Origin of the sequence: Tumidithrix helvetica PCC 7403 (assembly GCF_965232925.1) — a bacterium.
Taxonomy (GTDB): Bacteria; Cyanobacteriota; Cyanobacteriia; order Pseudanabaenales; family Pseudanabaenaceae; genus Tumidithrix; species Tumidithrix helvetica.
In genome coordinates, this window is record NZ_CBDDRA010000007.1 from 183,563 (window position 1) to 198,388 (window position 14,826).

Sequence of the window (14,826 nt, forward strand, 5' to 3'; positions counted from 1 at the left end):
CTTACTGATTTATGCGCCCTAGAAATGACTATATCCGTTTGCATTTTTTAAGATTCGGGATGTATAGCTCAAACAATTTTAGGGAGTCAAGTGAGTATTTAGGAAGTTATACCAGGTTCAAAAATGATGCGTTGCATCTTTGCGAAAAGACTGCACTCGGCACGGAACCCAAAAATCGATCTGTCGTAAATTTAAGAGGACTTGGTATTAGTATTTTAGATTGAGGATTTTAGATTTAGATACATTTCCCTGAAATGTTCGAGTAGAAGTGATACCTAGTGGATCGGTTTTTCTTCTAGAGAAAGCCTAGCTTCTCTTTTTATGGATAAAGGCTTATCGATAAACAAATAACTTTTGATATATTACTAAATATCAAAATGATCAAATACTATATTGATTGTTAACTAATATTGCAGAATCCTCCTTATAGATGTAAACGAACGATCTCAATCGCCAGATCGATCTAAAAATAAACTTAGATAGCTAGTCAATAGTTTAGCTTTTACTCAGCTAAGTGACTGTAGACAAATATAGAGGATTTTTCGGCAAGTGCTTTTCATAGATAGATCTTATGAGTTCTTTTTAATTAGAGATCTTGACATAATCGATCGAATTTCCTCAGATGATTTACAATCATATTCAATTGCGTTTATAACCTAGATATATTCTTTCGTATTTCTTTAAATTAGCCGATCTAAATTAAAAGATTTAAATCGATCTATAAGTAAAGAGAGATAATGATAGATTAAGTATATAAATGATACAAAAACAATTTGCCAATTTTTGACTAATCTATTTTATCTATATGAAGATCTCCAAATAGGGTTCAACATTAAGATCGGAGAAATTAGAATTTCTCAGGCTAGAAATTCTCGTTAGAATTTCTAAGCCGTGATTGGTTTCACAAACATTCGCTGTTCTGAATTAGTGACATTATTGATAACGCCATGAGTGATATTGTAACTGCTCCTTTAACAGGTAAAGCACTACTTCAAAAAGTCAAAGAATTTAATCATCTCCCCAAACGCGAACAAGCAAAACGCTGTGGGTACTTTTCACGTACCAAAGATCTCCAAGAACGTGTCAATTTGACCGAATTTTATGAAGCTGTTTTGGCAGCAAGGGGCTATCCAATTAACCCCGAACAACCTAAAGATGGGCGTGGGCGCGAACCTACCTATCGTGTTAGCGTGCATAAAAACGGACAGATCGTGATTGGATCTACCTATACACGCTCAATGGGTCTCAACGAAGGAGATGAGTTTGAAATTAAGTTGGGTTACAAGCACATTCATTTGATTCAACTGACCGAGGAAAAAGAAGTTGACGAAGATGAGGAGTAAGGTTATCGGTTATTGGTAAAGGGTTATCGGTTATCGGTTAGCTGTATTTATTGGAATTAACATTTGAACTGTCAACTGTCAACTCTAAAAAAGTGAAAGTAAAATAGCAGAGGTATTGATGTTTGCTCTTTGCCTTTTATTTTTAAATCTTTATGCAGCTTGTTGATACGCACGTTCACGTTAACTTTAAAAATTTTGAACCCGATCTTGAAACGGTGCGATCGCGTTGGCAAGAGGTCGGAGTTACGCGGCTGGTGCATTCTTGCGTTACACCCAGTGAGTTTGAGCAGATTCGAGCGATCGCCGATCGCTTCCCCGAAGTTAGTTTTGCGGTGGGGTTACATCCACTTGATGATGATTTAAACGAAAAGGGCTGGGAACCTGCTGTGGGCGAACAAATTCACAGCCTTGCAAAAAGCGATCCTAGGGTGGTTGCCATTGGCGAAACAGGGCTAGATTTTTTTAAAGCAGAAAATAAAACCGCACAGATCGCTGGCTTTACCGCCCAACTCCAAGTCGCGCATACGCTTGATTTACCAGTAATTATTCACTGTCGCGATGCCGCGATCGCGACGCGAGAGGTTTTAGAAGCATTTAACGCTCAAAGTCCCAAGCCCGTAAAGGGTGTGATGCATTGCTGGGCAGGTACTCCAGAGGAAACTCAGTGGTTCCTGGATTTGGGCATGTATATTAGTTTTAGCGGTGTGGTCACATTCAAAAATGCCAAAACCCTGCAAGCAGCAGCTAAGATCGTACCTAGCGATCGCTTATTAATCGAGACCGATTGCCCTTTCCTTGCCCCCGTCCCAGAGCGTGGCAAGCGCAACGAACCCGCCTATGTGCTGCATGTTGCCGAGAAATTGGCAGAACTGCGCGGTGAGCCTTTAGTCGATTTAGCCGCTCAGACCACAGCAAATGCTTTCAAGCTGTTTAACCTGTCTTAACGATTAGGAATGACAATTAAAGACAACTAAATAAGTTAAATTTACCTCCCCCTGCTGCTGCAACCTATGCAAATTTATCTCGACCATGGTGCCACCACGCCGACTAGACCAGAAGTCATTGACTTTATGGGAGAAGTCATGCGATCGCAGTGGGGCAATCCTTCTAGCCTGCATGCATGGGGTGAAAGGGCAACCATGGCGATCGAGCGATCGCGCTTGCAGGTTGCCAGCTTAATTGGGGCAGAGCCAGAGGGAATTATCTTCACTTCAGGGGGAACTGAATCTGATAATTTGGCGCTGTTTGGAGTTGCTCGTAATTATTGCGTTCCTCAGCATGCGATCGTTTCTGCCGTGGAGCATTCGGCAATTAGCGAACCCGCTAAATTTCTAGAGCAAATGGGCTGGGAAATTACGCGCTTGCCTGTCGATCGCATGGGACGAGTGCACCCCAAAGATTTATCCGCCGCTCTGCGCCCTAATACGGTATTGGTATCGGTTATCTATGCCCAAAATGAGGTGGGAACGATCCAACCCATTGAGAAATTGGGGCAAATTTGCCGCAACGCTGGCGTTTTATTTCATACCGATGCCGTACAAGCTGCAGGACGCTTACCGATCGATCTGCGATCGCTGCCGATCGATCTGCTGTCGATTTCCAGCCATAAGCTCTACGGGCCGCAGGGAGTAGGGGCGTTATATGTTAATGCCACCGTCAAGAAATTGTTACCTTTGCTGATGGGGGGCGGTCAAGAAGCAGGAATACGATCGGGGACACAGGCGGTTGCTGCGATCGCAGGCTTTGGTCTTGCCGCAGACTTGGCACAACAAGAACTAGCTGCTGAATTCGAGCGCTTGATGAGTCTGCGCGATCGCCTATTCCATCAACTGAAGGATATTCCCGATTTAGAACCGACGGGAGATTATGATTTCGCAGGAAAAGGAGGAGGGGCAAATCGTCTGCCGAACCATCTCAGTTTTTGTCACCCCTATCTTAACGGTCGCCGCTTGGTCACTGCCTTAAATTTGGCTGGAATTGCCATCAGTTCGGGTTCTGCCTGTAGTAGTGGTAGCCTCGTCCCAAGTTCTACGTTAATGGCGATGGGCTTTAGTCAAGCGCAAGCTCTGGGAAGTATCCGTCTCACCTTGGGTAGGGACACAACAGAGGCGGATGTAGACTGGACGGCACTGGTTCTGCGGCAGGTCATCGAGCGAGAAGTGATGCGATGAGTTTAGTGCAATGAGCCTAGTGGATACGATCGCAGCGATCGCTACGGCGATAGTGCCCCAGCAGGGCAGTGTGGGAATTGTGCGGCTCTCAGGCAGTCAAGCAGAAGCGATCGCCAAAATCATTTTCCATGCCCCCGGCAATCAACCTTGGGAGAGCCATCGCATTCTCTACGGTCATGTGCGGAATCCCAGCAACCACACGACCGTTGATGAGAGTTTGTTATTACTAATGAAAGCCCCCCGTTCCTACACCCGCGAGGATGTCGTGGAATTTCATTGTCATGGGGGCATCATGGCGGTGCAACAGGTACTAAATCTCTGTTTAGAACAGGGAGCGCGGTTAGCCCAACCAGGCGAATTTAGTTTGCGGGCATTTCTAAATGGACGCATCGATCTGACCCAAGCCGAGAGCATTCAGGATTTGGTCGGGGCAAAATCGCCCCAAGCGGCTCAAACGGCGATCGCTTCGCTGCAAGGCAAGTTAGCCCAGTCCTTAAAACTGCTGAGAACCAAGTGCGTAGAGATTCTGGCAGAAATCGAAGCGCGAGTTGACTTTGAGGATGACCTACCACCTTTAGATCGAGATTGGGTGATTTCGGAAATTCAACAGGTTGCTACTTCTGCCCAACATATTCTCGCCACGGCCGATCGCGGCGAATTATTGCGATCTGGCTTAAAAGTAGCGATCGTCGGAAGACCCAACGTTGGCAAATCAAGTTTGCTGAATGCTTGGAGCCGCAGCGATCGCGCCATCGTCACCGACCTGCCCGGAACCACCCGCGATGTGGTCGATTCTCAACTGGTGGTGGGTGGAATTCCAATTCAAGTGCTGGATACGGCTGGTATCCGCGCCACAGAGGATATTGTCGAAAAAATTGGCGTGGCGCGATCGCAACAAGCGGCGCAAACAGCCGATTTGGTTTTACTGGTGATCGATGCACAGACAGGTTGGCTAGATCGCGATCGTGACATCTACAACTTAATTCAAGATCGCCCTGTGATTCTCGTTGTGAATAAAATCGATCTGCTCTCAGATCGCAATGGAATGCTTACTGCCGAATTTCAGCAAATTCAATTCCAGCAAATCGTTAAAACTGCTGCTGCCCATCAGCAGGGAATTGAGGAATTGGAAGCGGCAATTCTCAATTGCGTCAATCAGACGAATTTGAATGCTGCCAATCTTGAGATTGCGATTAACCAAAGACAAAAAGCCTGCCTGCTCAGAGCCGTGCAAGCTTTGGAGAAAGTGCAAGAAGCGATCGCCGATCGCTTACCCCTCGATTTCTGGACGATTGACCTGAGAACGGCTATCCATGCGATCGGCGAAATCACAGGGGAAGAAGTGACAGAATCTCTCTTAGACCAAATCTTTAGCCGCTTTTGTATTGGCAAGTAATTCGCCAACTCTCAAAATTGGAAATTGGTTTTTCTCCATAAATCTTCAAAAGAGAAACGCGATATCATTATAGAAATAGTCTCAAATACGGAGTTCGTTTGCTAGTATGCCAGCCAGAGATTTGTATCATAATGTCGTAAAAAATGCATTGATCGAAGAGGGCTGGACAATTACCCACGATCCCTTGAAATTGGAATGGGGTAAGAAAGATTTATACGTCGATTTGGGAGCAGAGGCATTTCTTGCTGCTGAAAAAGATAATGTCAAGATTGCAGTCGAAGTCAAGAGTTTTATCAGTCGCTCGGATATTGCAGATCTAGAAAATGCCCTAGGACAATACGTTCTCTATTTTGATATTCTCGAAGAGGTCGAGCCAGACAGGATTTTATATTTGGCAATTAGAGATTCAACCTATCAAGATCTTTTTCAAGAGCCCATAGGTCAATTAGTTTTAAACAAGCGGCGGATCAAGCTGATGGTTTTTTCACCTGACACTGAGGAGGTTTTACAATGGATAACCTAGATGACTATCGCGATATAGTCGAGCGCATTTTATCTGATTATGCAGCAGTTCCCTATGCTCATGGGAACTTTGAGACTGAAACAGTTTTCGATCGCATCCGCGATCGCTATCTGCTCGTTAATGTTGGCTGGAATAACAAGAGGCGCGTGCATGGCTGCATTATCCACATCGACATCATTGATAGCAAAATATGGATTCAGCGAGATGGCACAGAACAAGGCATTGCCCTCGATTTAGAAAATGCTGGCATTTCTAAAAATCAAATTGTCTTGGGGTTTCGTGAGCCAGATATCCGTCCCTATACTGGCTATGCGATCGCTTAAACATGCGAATCTTTTACCCTTACTTACAGGAGGGAAGCTTTGCTTTAGCATCACGAGACCCACCTTGACCGTCGTTACCTGAAGTTCCACCGCGATCGATCCCTCCTGAGACAGGTGCGGGGAGTGAAGCCGTCACGTTGAGCGCAGGCTTCTTATCCTTATCTGGATCGCAGGTATCGATATTAGAAGCCGTTTGGACTTCGGCAGTTCTAGCAGCAGCTACAGCTCCATCGGTTGGTAGTACTCCCGTCGAGGCATTGGTCAAGCTTGGATTAGCCGTAAACGACTGATCGGAAATAAGCACCAACAAATTCGGTGGAATATTGGTTGCGCCTAAACCGATCGCGCCTTCAATACCACTGCCTGTAGCTGGAAGCGGATCGATCGCTCCACCTGGTGTAATTTTAGAAAACCTAAACGATGTATCTTTTGTAATCGTAATCGAGATAATTAATGGGTCGGAAGCCGCGCCAGCTAAAATTCTTGGTTGAGGATCGTTCGGTAAAGTCAACTGAATTCTCCGAGGGGGAGGTGTCGATGCAGCATTATTTGGCTGTCCACCCGTAAAAGCGATAAGGCTCATGGGAACGAACTGAAACCCCAAATTTTGTGGACCAGTAAGAGGATTGACTGCTCTAAAACTACCCGCACTAATTGTTATCGAACTGTCAGTGGCTGGAGTTGTTCCATCTGTATAACCTGCTTGTAAAAATCCATTTACCGTAATAGTTCCATTGTTTGCCGTTAGTGATAAGCTTCCTACATTCGTATTTGGGTCATAAGCAGCAATACTGCCAGTATTAATATTTCCGAGAGTGCTAGTTATCGATACATTATTACCCGCGATCGCCGTATTAAAAAAGCTATTTGGTTGTGTGGGTGTATTGATGTCATTGGTTGCTGTAAGGGTAACGTTGCCACTTCCAGCACTTATAATTCCAAGACTAAGATTTGCACCAGAGATTGTCAGATTACGGCTTCCAGTGTTGATTGTATCTGTAGATCTCATGGAGAAATTGCCAACACCATTATTATCGGCATCCGCTTTAAATGTAATCGAACCGCCCGGATCGAATGAAAAATTCAAAAATCCATCTGTTACAAGCGGTTGAATTGTAATGTCATTAGATGCTTCTAACAATACATTTGTCCCCGCCGCTAAGCCCTCTAACTCTGACTCAAAGATCGTTGTAATAGCATCACCAACGAGAACCTGTCCGTTATTACCAGCACCATTATTACCAAAAGCATTTGTCAGAGCACCAGGGTCATCTCCATCGTTATTTCCATCTTGAATTGTGATGTTGACTGGATCGAGAAGTAGCGTGCCTCTGTTCCCTTTAGGTGCAAGCGTGCTAACGCTGCCGCGAAATACCAAGGTATCTTTCCCAGATACTTCCACAAATCCGCCGTTACCTGTTTGAGTTCCACCCTGAGCTGAGATACGACCGTAAAAAGAATTTTTGTTGTCTGCCCAAGCAATTACATTTCCACCGTTCCCACTATGTAGTGCATCCGCAATAATTGTTGAGTCTGGGCTGACATAGGTAAATTGAGCATTGGGCACAGTGCCTTTGCCTTGGTAGTCACCACCGATTAAGACAGTGCCACCACCCGTTAAACCAGAAGCATCGATCTTGGCACTGACCAATCCCACATTCGTGCCTAGAATATGAATCGTGCCGCCGATCGCTGCCGAGGAAGAAACATCGAGATTGCCTGAAGCGATCGCTGTGCCAGTTTGCGTTGGAACTGCAACACTATTTGGCAATACCACTTGTCCCAAAGGATTGACGGATAAGCCAGTAACCGCAGCAAGATCGGGTCTGCCCGTAAGCAAAGTTGGGAGATCGGTAGCTTGAATTGGCTTACTATTGGCGGTTAGCTGCTCTTTATCAGCCACAGGTAGGTCTAAACTCAATAAGCTTCCTGTTTGGCTGATACGAACGTACTTACCATTCTCAACGGCAGCGATTGTGATTTTGCCTGTGGGTGCAGCGATCGTACCTGTATTAATTACTGTTCCACCCACTAAGGTGATGCTCTGTCCCTCTTTTACAGAGAGGTTGCCAGCATTGACGATCGCTCCTCCCGTTGTATTTGGAACTGTCCCTCCCAAAGGAACGGGATTGGCAAAACCAAACCCATTCGGAGATCCCGTAAGGGTTTTGATCGTATCGACACTGGTATTAATTCCAAACCAGTTATTCCCAACTTGAATACCATTCGCAGTTGTGGCGGTGAAAGCGGCGGGAACGTTTAAACTGGCATTCGCGCCAAAGATAATCCCCGCAGGATTCATGATGTAGAGATTGGAGTTACCACCCGTGAGTTGAATTAAGCCGTTGATTACAGACGGATCGCCACCTACAACCCGACTGAGGATATTCTGAATGCTGGGATTTGAGAGAAAATTAGCAATTTGTCCTTGATTTAAACCAAACTGCTGAAAACTGTGGAAAAGATTCGCACCTGCCTGTGTGCCCCCGCCGATATCAAATCTGTTGCCTTGTTGGGAAACATTTGTACCAAGATCGTTGGCTGGAATAATTGATTGTGCCGAAGCGTGACCAATTCCTGAAATTCCTGCAAGTTGGGAAAAGGTAGCGATCGCAAGTAAGGGCAAGATGGTCTTATTCACAGGTATAGCTCCTCTCAGTTTGTACAATTTTACCCGTCTAACTGTTGTTTATCCTCAGCCTTTTAGCCTTGATTTAAGAAATTTATCAGAAAAATCATATTAAACCCATCAAGATTTGTAATTTATGGATATTCCAACAATCTGTTGAGATAAGCTCTGGCAAAACTCTCTGACCTCAAGGCTAGATTTAGGAATAAAATTCCTACGCTACGATCTAAGCTATAACCATCTAAACCTAAAGCACATCAGTTAAGTGTTAACGACCAAAATCACGCATAGACTGCTTGGCATCGCTGCCACCGTCTCGTTTGTCACCAGCCTTGCAGCTTGTCAACAAACTTCAGGAACTGTAGCTTCACCACCGCCCGCCTCCGTTGTAGCTTCATCAAAGCCCCAAGCCTCATCTAACCCTACGCCTCAAGCTTCTGTTAGTAGCGCTCCAAGTAAAAGCGCTCCAAAAATTGATCCTAAGGTAGCTCCATTAACACTGGAGTCTTTGGCAGGAGAATACAAAACCAGTTTTGGGGATGAGGCAATGCAGGCAGCCCAAAAGCAGGGGATTAAAGATATTTCTGGTAAGTGGTTGATTAAGCCCGATGGTTCCTTTGAAGCTACTCTAAAACTAGATCGACAGGAAGTCAAAACCACTGGCACGATCAAATTAGATAGCAAACCCGATAGCAGAAAGGTGATTTCGCAGGTAGAGACCGCCAACGGTCAGAAGCCACCTCAAAATGCAGAACCAACTATCTTTAAAGTTTCCGAAGATGGTAAAACATGGCAAGCGGAAGGTCAACCGATCGAACTGTTAAAGCAGTAATCACGTAACGATAATATGTTCAACGGTCTCTATACCTCCCACGATTTAATCTACACTTTTGAAGAATTGGGGTTTCCTACAGAAGGAATACCTTTTTTTCAGTCAGGCGAACCGCGCACGCGTCCTTACATTGTCTTTAATATGGTGTCTAGTGTCGATGGCAAAGCAACTACCCACGCTGGCGAGCTTACAGGTTTAGGGTCTAGACCCGATCGCAAATTAATGCAGCGACTACGTGCTCAGATGGATGGGGTCTTGGTTGGCGGAGGCACTTTACGAGTCGATCCATTTATTCCCACGGTTTCACCAGAGTTAGCAGAAGAGCGATCGCTGCATTTTCCCGATCGACCTCAACCCTTGGGAATTGTGGTTAGCAATCGTGGCAACTTACCTACAGAGCATCAGTTCTGGGCAGCAGGCAGAGATTTGCGCGTGGTGTTTTTGGGGGAATCGGCTCTGGAATCCGTAGAACGGGAGTTGTCTCAAAAAGCGATCGTGGTGCGGTTATTGCGTAATGCCTCGAAATATGGTGCGAATGGTGGGGCAGTTTCAGGTGAAGTAGATTTAGGGGAAATGCTCCACAGATTATTTACTCAGTTTGGCGTGCAGCGATTGCTGGTCGAAGGGGGGCCCTCGCTTAACTATGCCTTTATTTCTCAGGGATGGTGCGATGAGATATTTCTGACGCTCTCTCCTCGTCTTGTGGGTGGCGTGGAAAATTCATCCGTAATCGCTGGAGCTGGCTATGGCATGGGTACGGGCGATCTACCCCAGTTAAAGCTGCGATCGCTTTACCGTCATGAAGACGAACTATTCTTACGGTATCAAATTCAACCCGCAACCGATCGCTAATTATGCGAAACCCATATCACAGAATTGGCGCTTTTCGTGTCTCAAGTGACAAATGTTAAAATATTTCTGATATAGGCTGACCTTGTTGGTAACGATACGGAGACATCTAGATATGGGATTAATTAGTCGTGTCGAAGTTAGAAACTTATTCTCAATCAAAAGTGGGATGGCTGAGTTTTTTACACCTCAGTCCAGTCATGAAACTATGCTCGTACAGGTAGCAGGGGGAGCCAATGACGACTTATTTGTACATCACTTTCAGACCGACCAGCTTTTGGTAGTAAGGGGGAGCTTTGTGCTGGTGATTTTGCAAAATCGCAAGTATGACTATATTGGGCTGAGCGATCGCAAACCTGCTGTGGTGAAAATTCCTAGAGGTATTCCCCATGCGGCGATCAACTTTAGCGATGAGCCTTGCCTCATGGTCAATGCCGTGCTGCGTCATGGCGGGACTGACGAAAGAGATTACCGTCCTTTACCCAGACCCTTTCCCTATGACTTAGATGCAGCTAGATCTGCCCTTGAGTTACTTGATTACCCGATCTGTGCCTAGTAAAGTTCCGATTGCTAGCACTATAGGGATAATGAAGCGATCGCACTTTGCTAAGATCGTCATCGATAATGATTGAAAAGCATTTATGGTTGCTCAGCCCCAATATAGCGATCGCCTCATGTCCCCCAAAGACTATCTGGATTGGGATGCGCAGCAGGACATAAAGTACGAGTACGAACTTGGAGTTCCCTCTATCTTTCCTGTACGAAAAATATCGACTTCCCTATGGAAATTCCTGAAACGGCAGGTTAACAGAATTAGGTGGATTTACCTCTATCTAAAGACATCCCTCAAATTACATAAGTCTTTGTGAATGCTAGCGATCGCTTACAGACAAGCCTTTAGCTAGATTCATCATATGGGAATGCCTGTTACATTACTTTACATACACGGAATTAGGGAATCAAACCAATGAAAAGCGGATACACACTCAACAACGACGGCATTCTCAACAACTACGCGATCGAACCCCAAGTTTATTTAGAAGAAGCAGTACAAGCAGGTTTTACTCCCTACGCAGAACTGCTCAACGGTCGCCTCGCCATGATTGGTTTTGTCTCATTACTCGCCATGGAAATTGTAACCGGTCACGGTCTAATCTGGTGGCTAACCAACGTCTAGACTAGATCGTCATTCCATTTCCAACTCGCTTCTATCCACAACATTCACAACTTTAAAGGGAAGACTTATGAAAACTACATTTAACTACGAAGGTCGCAATCTATTTACTCCTACGGTATTTTTAGATGACTTCAACAAATTTGCGCCGATCAGTGCTACTCAAGCTTGGTCGTTGTTCTTTACCGCCAGTCGCGAAGACACGGCACTAGGGACAAATCCTGAAGCTGGAAAATTCTGGAGTTACACCTTGGTTGCTTCCGTTGTCACTGGAGTCCTAGCAACCCTGACTTTCCACCCCTTCTATTAATGATTGATTGTATAAGCGCCTCTCCTTGCAAGTCTCCTTGCCAAGCAGCTTGTCGGAGAAATAACTTTTTTCAACATGAGTTGGTATAGGTGTCTGAAATTGAAAGCTAAACAAACAAGGTTCCATTCTCCAGTGGATTTAGTCAAGCCACGCAAAGAGAACTGACGAAATCCCATAGACTCTTTGATAATACCAAAGACTGGTTCAACAGTTCTCTTGCGTAAACGATAAAATGCTTTTCCTTCCTCAGATTGCAACTTATATTTCATCTTCAATTGTAGGGTCGCATCTTCTCCAAGAGGTTCTGTTAGTTGAGCTAAAAGAGAGTGCAAATACGAGTGATGAGGTTGTCGTCCTGTCGCAATGAAAGGCTCAACTTGGCGTGATTGAAATCTTTCAATATTGGTCTCACTGAAGTAACCTGCATCAAACGCTGCCCGTTTAGCCTTGCCAACTCTAGGGTTAATCGCATCAAGAGTGAGCATTGTCTCAAGTTGGTCGTTAGTATGATTGGAGAGAGTGTTAGAGACAATCAATAAGGCAAGTTGGTCAACTACAATTTGTCAATTGTAATGTTGGTCAAATCCTTGGTTTCCACTATTTTTCACGATCCGCGATTCAGGGTCGGTGAAATTGTATTGGTCTTTGTCACCAATGCTCAAAGGGGGGGGAGCAGGAACTCGTCCCCCTGGTTTGCGTCCTGTTTGTTTCGTGTACTCTTCAGCCTTAATAGTATCTCTGGGGCAGCTGAATAACTCTCGGTAAACCACTCCCCCCCTCGACGGGATCGACTGACAAAGCACCAGAGTAAATAAATCAAGAACGAAATAATGAATTCCGTGTTGCCCCTTGAATCCTTTATGAAGCGATCGCCCGAACTAAATATCCACAGCGATGTTCGCCATCCACCATCCAGTGCGTGCGCTCGACCGTGCAGTTGAGCGCAACACCAAACATCTCTAGCTCATGACCGCACACGCTGGGAAAAGATTCGGCGACGTGAGCGATCGCGCAGTTATATTCCGTAAAAATAAAGCTAGGCTGACCGTTGGTCTCCACGGCATACCATTCCGCCACGTAGCCTTCCGAGCGACGCAGCAGTACGAGCTTTTCTAGACGTTCTTGTAACGAGCCATTCCCTAAAAGATTGCGATACTCGATGCCCTTGCGCTGCCATTGTTTATGTAAAACTTGGTCAACCTGATCTTCACCCACGGTTTCAATCAGGGTATCTAAGAAACTCACGGCAAATTGGTTATAGCGATCTGGGAAGCGATCGCGCCCCTTAGAACTGAGTTGATAAATATGTTGGGGTCTACCCATCCCTGCTGCTTGTTCGACAGAGTGCTGAATTAACCCCTCGGTTTCTAAATCTTTAAGATGGCGGCGGATCGCCTGCGGACTAATATCCAGGTTTTCAGCTAGTTCGATCGCGGAAGCCTGCCCCTGCCTTAAAAGGTGCTGTAAGATATCTTGCTTGGTTGAAGCCTGCTCTATAGGAATACTTGGCGGTTTCATGGGCGAGATATGATGCAAAAATGACTTTGACAACTTGTATGTTGCTAATGTAACCTAAAATGTAGTTAAGAAACAAGTAAGTTGTTTTAGTCCCCTAAACCCACCTCCCAGAAATGAGGAGTCTAAGCACAGGGATTCACACACAAACACTAGGAGCCTTAGAAAGAGATGACTGCAACGGTTCAGGCGTTAGTCAACCAACCGTATAAGTACGGGTTCGTCACCCAGATTGAGTCGGATACAATTCCTCGTGGCATCAGTGAGGATGTCGTCCGCATGATTTCGGCTAAGAAAAATGAGCCCGAATTTATGTTGGAATTTCGACTCAAAGCCTATCGCCAGTGGCTAAAAATGGAAGAACCAGCCTGGGCGCATGTGAGCTATCCCAAAATTGACTTTCAAGACATCGTCTATTATTCGGCTCCAAAACAAGCAAAGAAAAAGTTAGATAACCTCGAAGAGGTCGATCCCGAACTGTTGGCAACCTTTGAAAAGCTGGGGATTCCGATCTCGGAGCAAAAGCGCCTATCGAACGTTGCCGTCGATGCCGTATTTGATAGCGTCTCGATCGCCACAACATTTAGAAAAGACCTGGCGAAAGTGGGCGTGATTTTCTGCTCGATCTCAGAAGCGATGCATGATTACCCCGAACTGATCGAAAAGTATCTGGGTAGCGTCGTGCCGATCGCCGACAACTATTATGCCGCACTTAACGCCGCCGTATTTACCGATGGTTCCTTCTGCTATATCCCCAAGGGCGTGCGTTGCCCCATGGACTTGTCTACTTATTTTCGGATTAACAACGTCGATGCAGGTCAATTTGAGCGCACCCTGATCGTTGCCGAGGAAGGCAGCTATGTCAGCTATCTCGAAGGTTGCACTGCACCGATGTTCGATACAAATCAACTCCACGCCGCAGTTGTAGAATTGGTAGCCTTGGATAATGCCGAAATCAAGTATTCCACCGTGCAAAATTGGTATGCGGGCGACAAAAATGGCAAGGGTGGCATTTACAACTTTGTCACCAAGCGCGGTCTTTGTGCGGGTGTAAATTCCAAAATCTCATGGACTCAGGTAGAAACGGGTTCGGCGATTACATGGAAATATCCCAGTTGCGTGTTAGCGGGTGATAACTCCGTGGGTGAGTTCTATTCCGTGGCGCTGACAAATAACAAGCAGCAAGCCGACACGGGCACAAAAATGATTCACGTTGGCAAGAATACACGCAGCAAAATTATTTCTAAAGGAATCTCGGCTGGGAATTCTCAAAATAGCTATCGTGGATTAGTTAAAATCAACCCCAATGCCACAGGCGCAAGAAACTATTCCCAATGTGACTCCATGCTAATCGGCAGCGATTCCCAAGCGAATACTTTCCCTTACATTCAGGTGCAAAACCATACCGCGAAGGTCGAACATGAGGCATCTACTTCCAAAATTGGCGAGGAGCAACTGTTCTATTTTCAGCAACGCGGTATTTCTATGGAAGATGCGGTTTCCATGATTATTAGCGGTTTCTGTAAAGAAGTCTTTAATGCTTTGCCTATGGAATTTGCAGTGGAAGCCGATAAGCTCTTGGCACTGAAATTAGAGAATAGTGTTGGATAATGCCTACGATCGCACACTTGCTCATGCTAAGCTCGAAGTGACGTTATCAAGGAAATCCTCGAACAGGCTACGCAAATGTTAAAGAGTTCTCTCTAATCGCTATGAACTTCCATTACTCCAAAAACATTACAATTTAAGCTAACTGTTAAG

15 protein-coding genes are annotated in these 14,826 nt (G+C 45.4%); 12 read left to right on the top strand and 3 right to left on the bottom strand.

Annotated features, from left to right (window positions below):
- Window positions 1–947: 947 nt before the first annotated feature.
- From ACP2WE_RS09095 to ACP2WE_RS09120, 6 genes are all read left to right on the top strand, one after another.
- On the top strand, window positions 948–1,343 hold the full coding sequence (locus ACP2WE_RS09095) for an AbrB family transcriptional regulator (RefSeq protein WP_425215232.1): 396 nt from the start codon (window positions 948–950) through the stop codon (window positions 1,341–1,343).
- Window positions 1,344–1,495: 152 nt separating this feature from the next.
- The gene (locus ACP2WE_RS09100) at window positions 1,496–2,287 is read left to right on the top strand and encodes a TatD family hydrolase (RefSeq protein WP_425215233.1); all 792 of its coding nucleotides are present in this window, start codon (window positions 1,496–1,498) and stop codon (window positions 2,285–2,287) included.
- Window positions 2,288–2,353: 66 nt separating this feature from the next.
- Window positions 2,354–3,514 (top strand): cysteine desulfurase family protein, encoded by a 1,161-nt coding sequence (locus tag ACP2WE_RS09105; RefSeq protein WP_425215234.1) that lies wholly within the window; start codon window positions 2,354–2,356, stop codon window positions 3,512–3,514.
- Window positions 3,515–3,524: 10 nt separating this feature from the next.
- Window positions 3,525–4,910 carry a tRNA uridine-5-carboxymethylaminomethyl(34) synthesis GTPase MnmE gene (mnmE, locus tag ACP2WE_RS09110; protein ID WP_425215235.1) on the top strand — a complete coding sequence of 462 codons (1,386 nt, stop codon included), beginning with the start codon at window positions 3,525–3,527 and terminating at the stop codon, window positions 4,908–4,910.
- Window positions 4,911–5,016: 106 nt separating this feature from the next.
- Window positions 5,017–5,433, top strand: coding sequence for a XisH family protein (locus ACP2WE_RS09115; protein WP_425215236.1), 417 nt, complete (start codon window positions 5,017–5,019; stop codon window positions 5,431–5,433).
- Window positions 5,421–5,756 carry a XisI protein gene (locus ACP2WE_RS09120; RefSeq protein WP_425215237.1) on the top strand — a complete coding sequence of 112 codons (336 nt, stop codon included), beginning with the start codon at window positions 5,421–5,423 and terminating at the stop codon, window positions 5,754–5,756. The genes ACP2WE_RS09115 and ACP2WE_RS09120 overlap by 13 nt, the downstream gene beginning before the upstream one ends.
- A 19-nt stretch (window positions 5,757–5,775) precedes the next feature.
- On the opposite strand, the gene ACP2WE_RS09125 is transcribed toward ACP2WE_RS09120, so the two are convergent.
- On the bottom strand, window positions 5,776–8,397 hold the full coding sequence (locus tag ACP2WE_RS09125) for a two-partner secretion domain-containing protein (RefSeq protein WP_425215238.1): 2,622 nt from the start codon (window positions 8,395–8,397) through the stop codon (window positions 5,776–5,778).
- 253 nt (window positions 8,398–8,650) lie between these two features.
- Between ACP2WE_RS09125 and ACP2WE_RS09130 the strand changes: the two genes are divergently transcribed.
- The 5 genes from ACP2WE_RS09130 (at window position 8,651) to ACP2WE_RS09150 (ending at window position 11,550) form a co-directional block, all read left to right on the top strand.
- Entirely contained in the window at window positions 8,651–9,217 is a 567-nt protein-coding gene (locus tag ACP2WE_RS09130) for a hypothetical protein (RefSeq protein WP_425215239.1), read from the top strand.
- 15 nt (window positions 9,218–9,232) lie between these two features.
- On the top strand, window positions 9,233–10,069 hold the full coding sequence (locus tag ACP2WE_RS09135) for a RibD family protein (RefSeq protein WP_425215240.1): 837 nt from the start codon (window positions 9,233–9,235) through the stop codon (window positions 10,067–10,069).
- A 112-nt stretch (window positions 10,070–10,181) separates the two neighbouring features.
- Window positions 10,182–10,622, top strand: a complete 441-nt coding sequence (locus ACP2WE_RS09140) for a cupin domain-containing protein (protein ID WP_425215241.1) — start codon at window positions 10,182–10,184, stop codon at window positions 10,620–10,622.
- Window positions 10,623–11,033: 411 nt separating this feature from the next.
- Window positions 11,034–11,243: a CAB/ELIP/HLIP family chlorophyll-binding protein gene (locus ACP2WE_RS09145; RefSeq protein WP_425215242.1), complete on the top strand. Its 210-nt coding sequence runs from the start codon at window positions 11,034–11,036 to the stop codon at window positions 11,241–11,243.
- A 67-nt stretch (window positions 11,244–11,310) separates the two neighbouring features.
- A complete protein-coding gene (locus tag ACP2WE_RS09150; protein ID WP_425215243.1) occupies window positions 11,311–11,550 on the top strand; it encodes a hypothetical protein in 240 nt (79 codons plus the stop codon).
- Here ACP2WE_RS09150 and ACP2WE_RS09155 read toward each other — a convergent pair.
- Entirely contained in the window at window positions 11,547–12,110 is a 564-nt protein-coding gene (locus ACP2WE_RS09155; RefSeq protein WP_425215275.1) for a transposase, read from the bottom strand. The two genes, ACP2WE_RS09150 and ACP2WE_RS09155, sit on opposite strands and share 4 nt — an antisense overlap.
- A 298-nt stretch (window positions 12,111–12,408) precedes the next feature.
- Complete coding sequence (gene sufR, locus ACP2WE_RS09160; protein WP_425215244.1) at window positions 12,409–13,068, bottom strand: iron-sulfur cluster biosynthesis transcriptional regulator SufR; 660 nt, start codon at window positions 13,066–13,068, stop codon at window positions 12,409–12,411.
- Between the two features lie 168 nt (window positions 13,069–13,236).
- Here sufR and sufB point away from each other — a divergent pair, with 168 nt between their 5' ends.
- A complete protein-coding gene (gene sufB, locus ACP2WE_RS09165; RefSeq protein ID WP_330485053.1) occupies window positions 13,237–14,676 on the top strand; it encodes a Fe-S cluster assembly protein SufB in 1,440 nt (479 codons plus the stop codon).
- Window positions 14,677–14,826 lie beyond the last annotated feature (150 nt).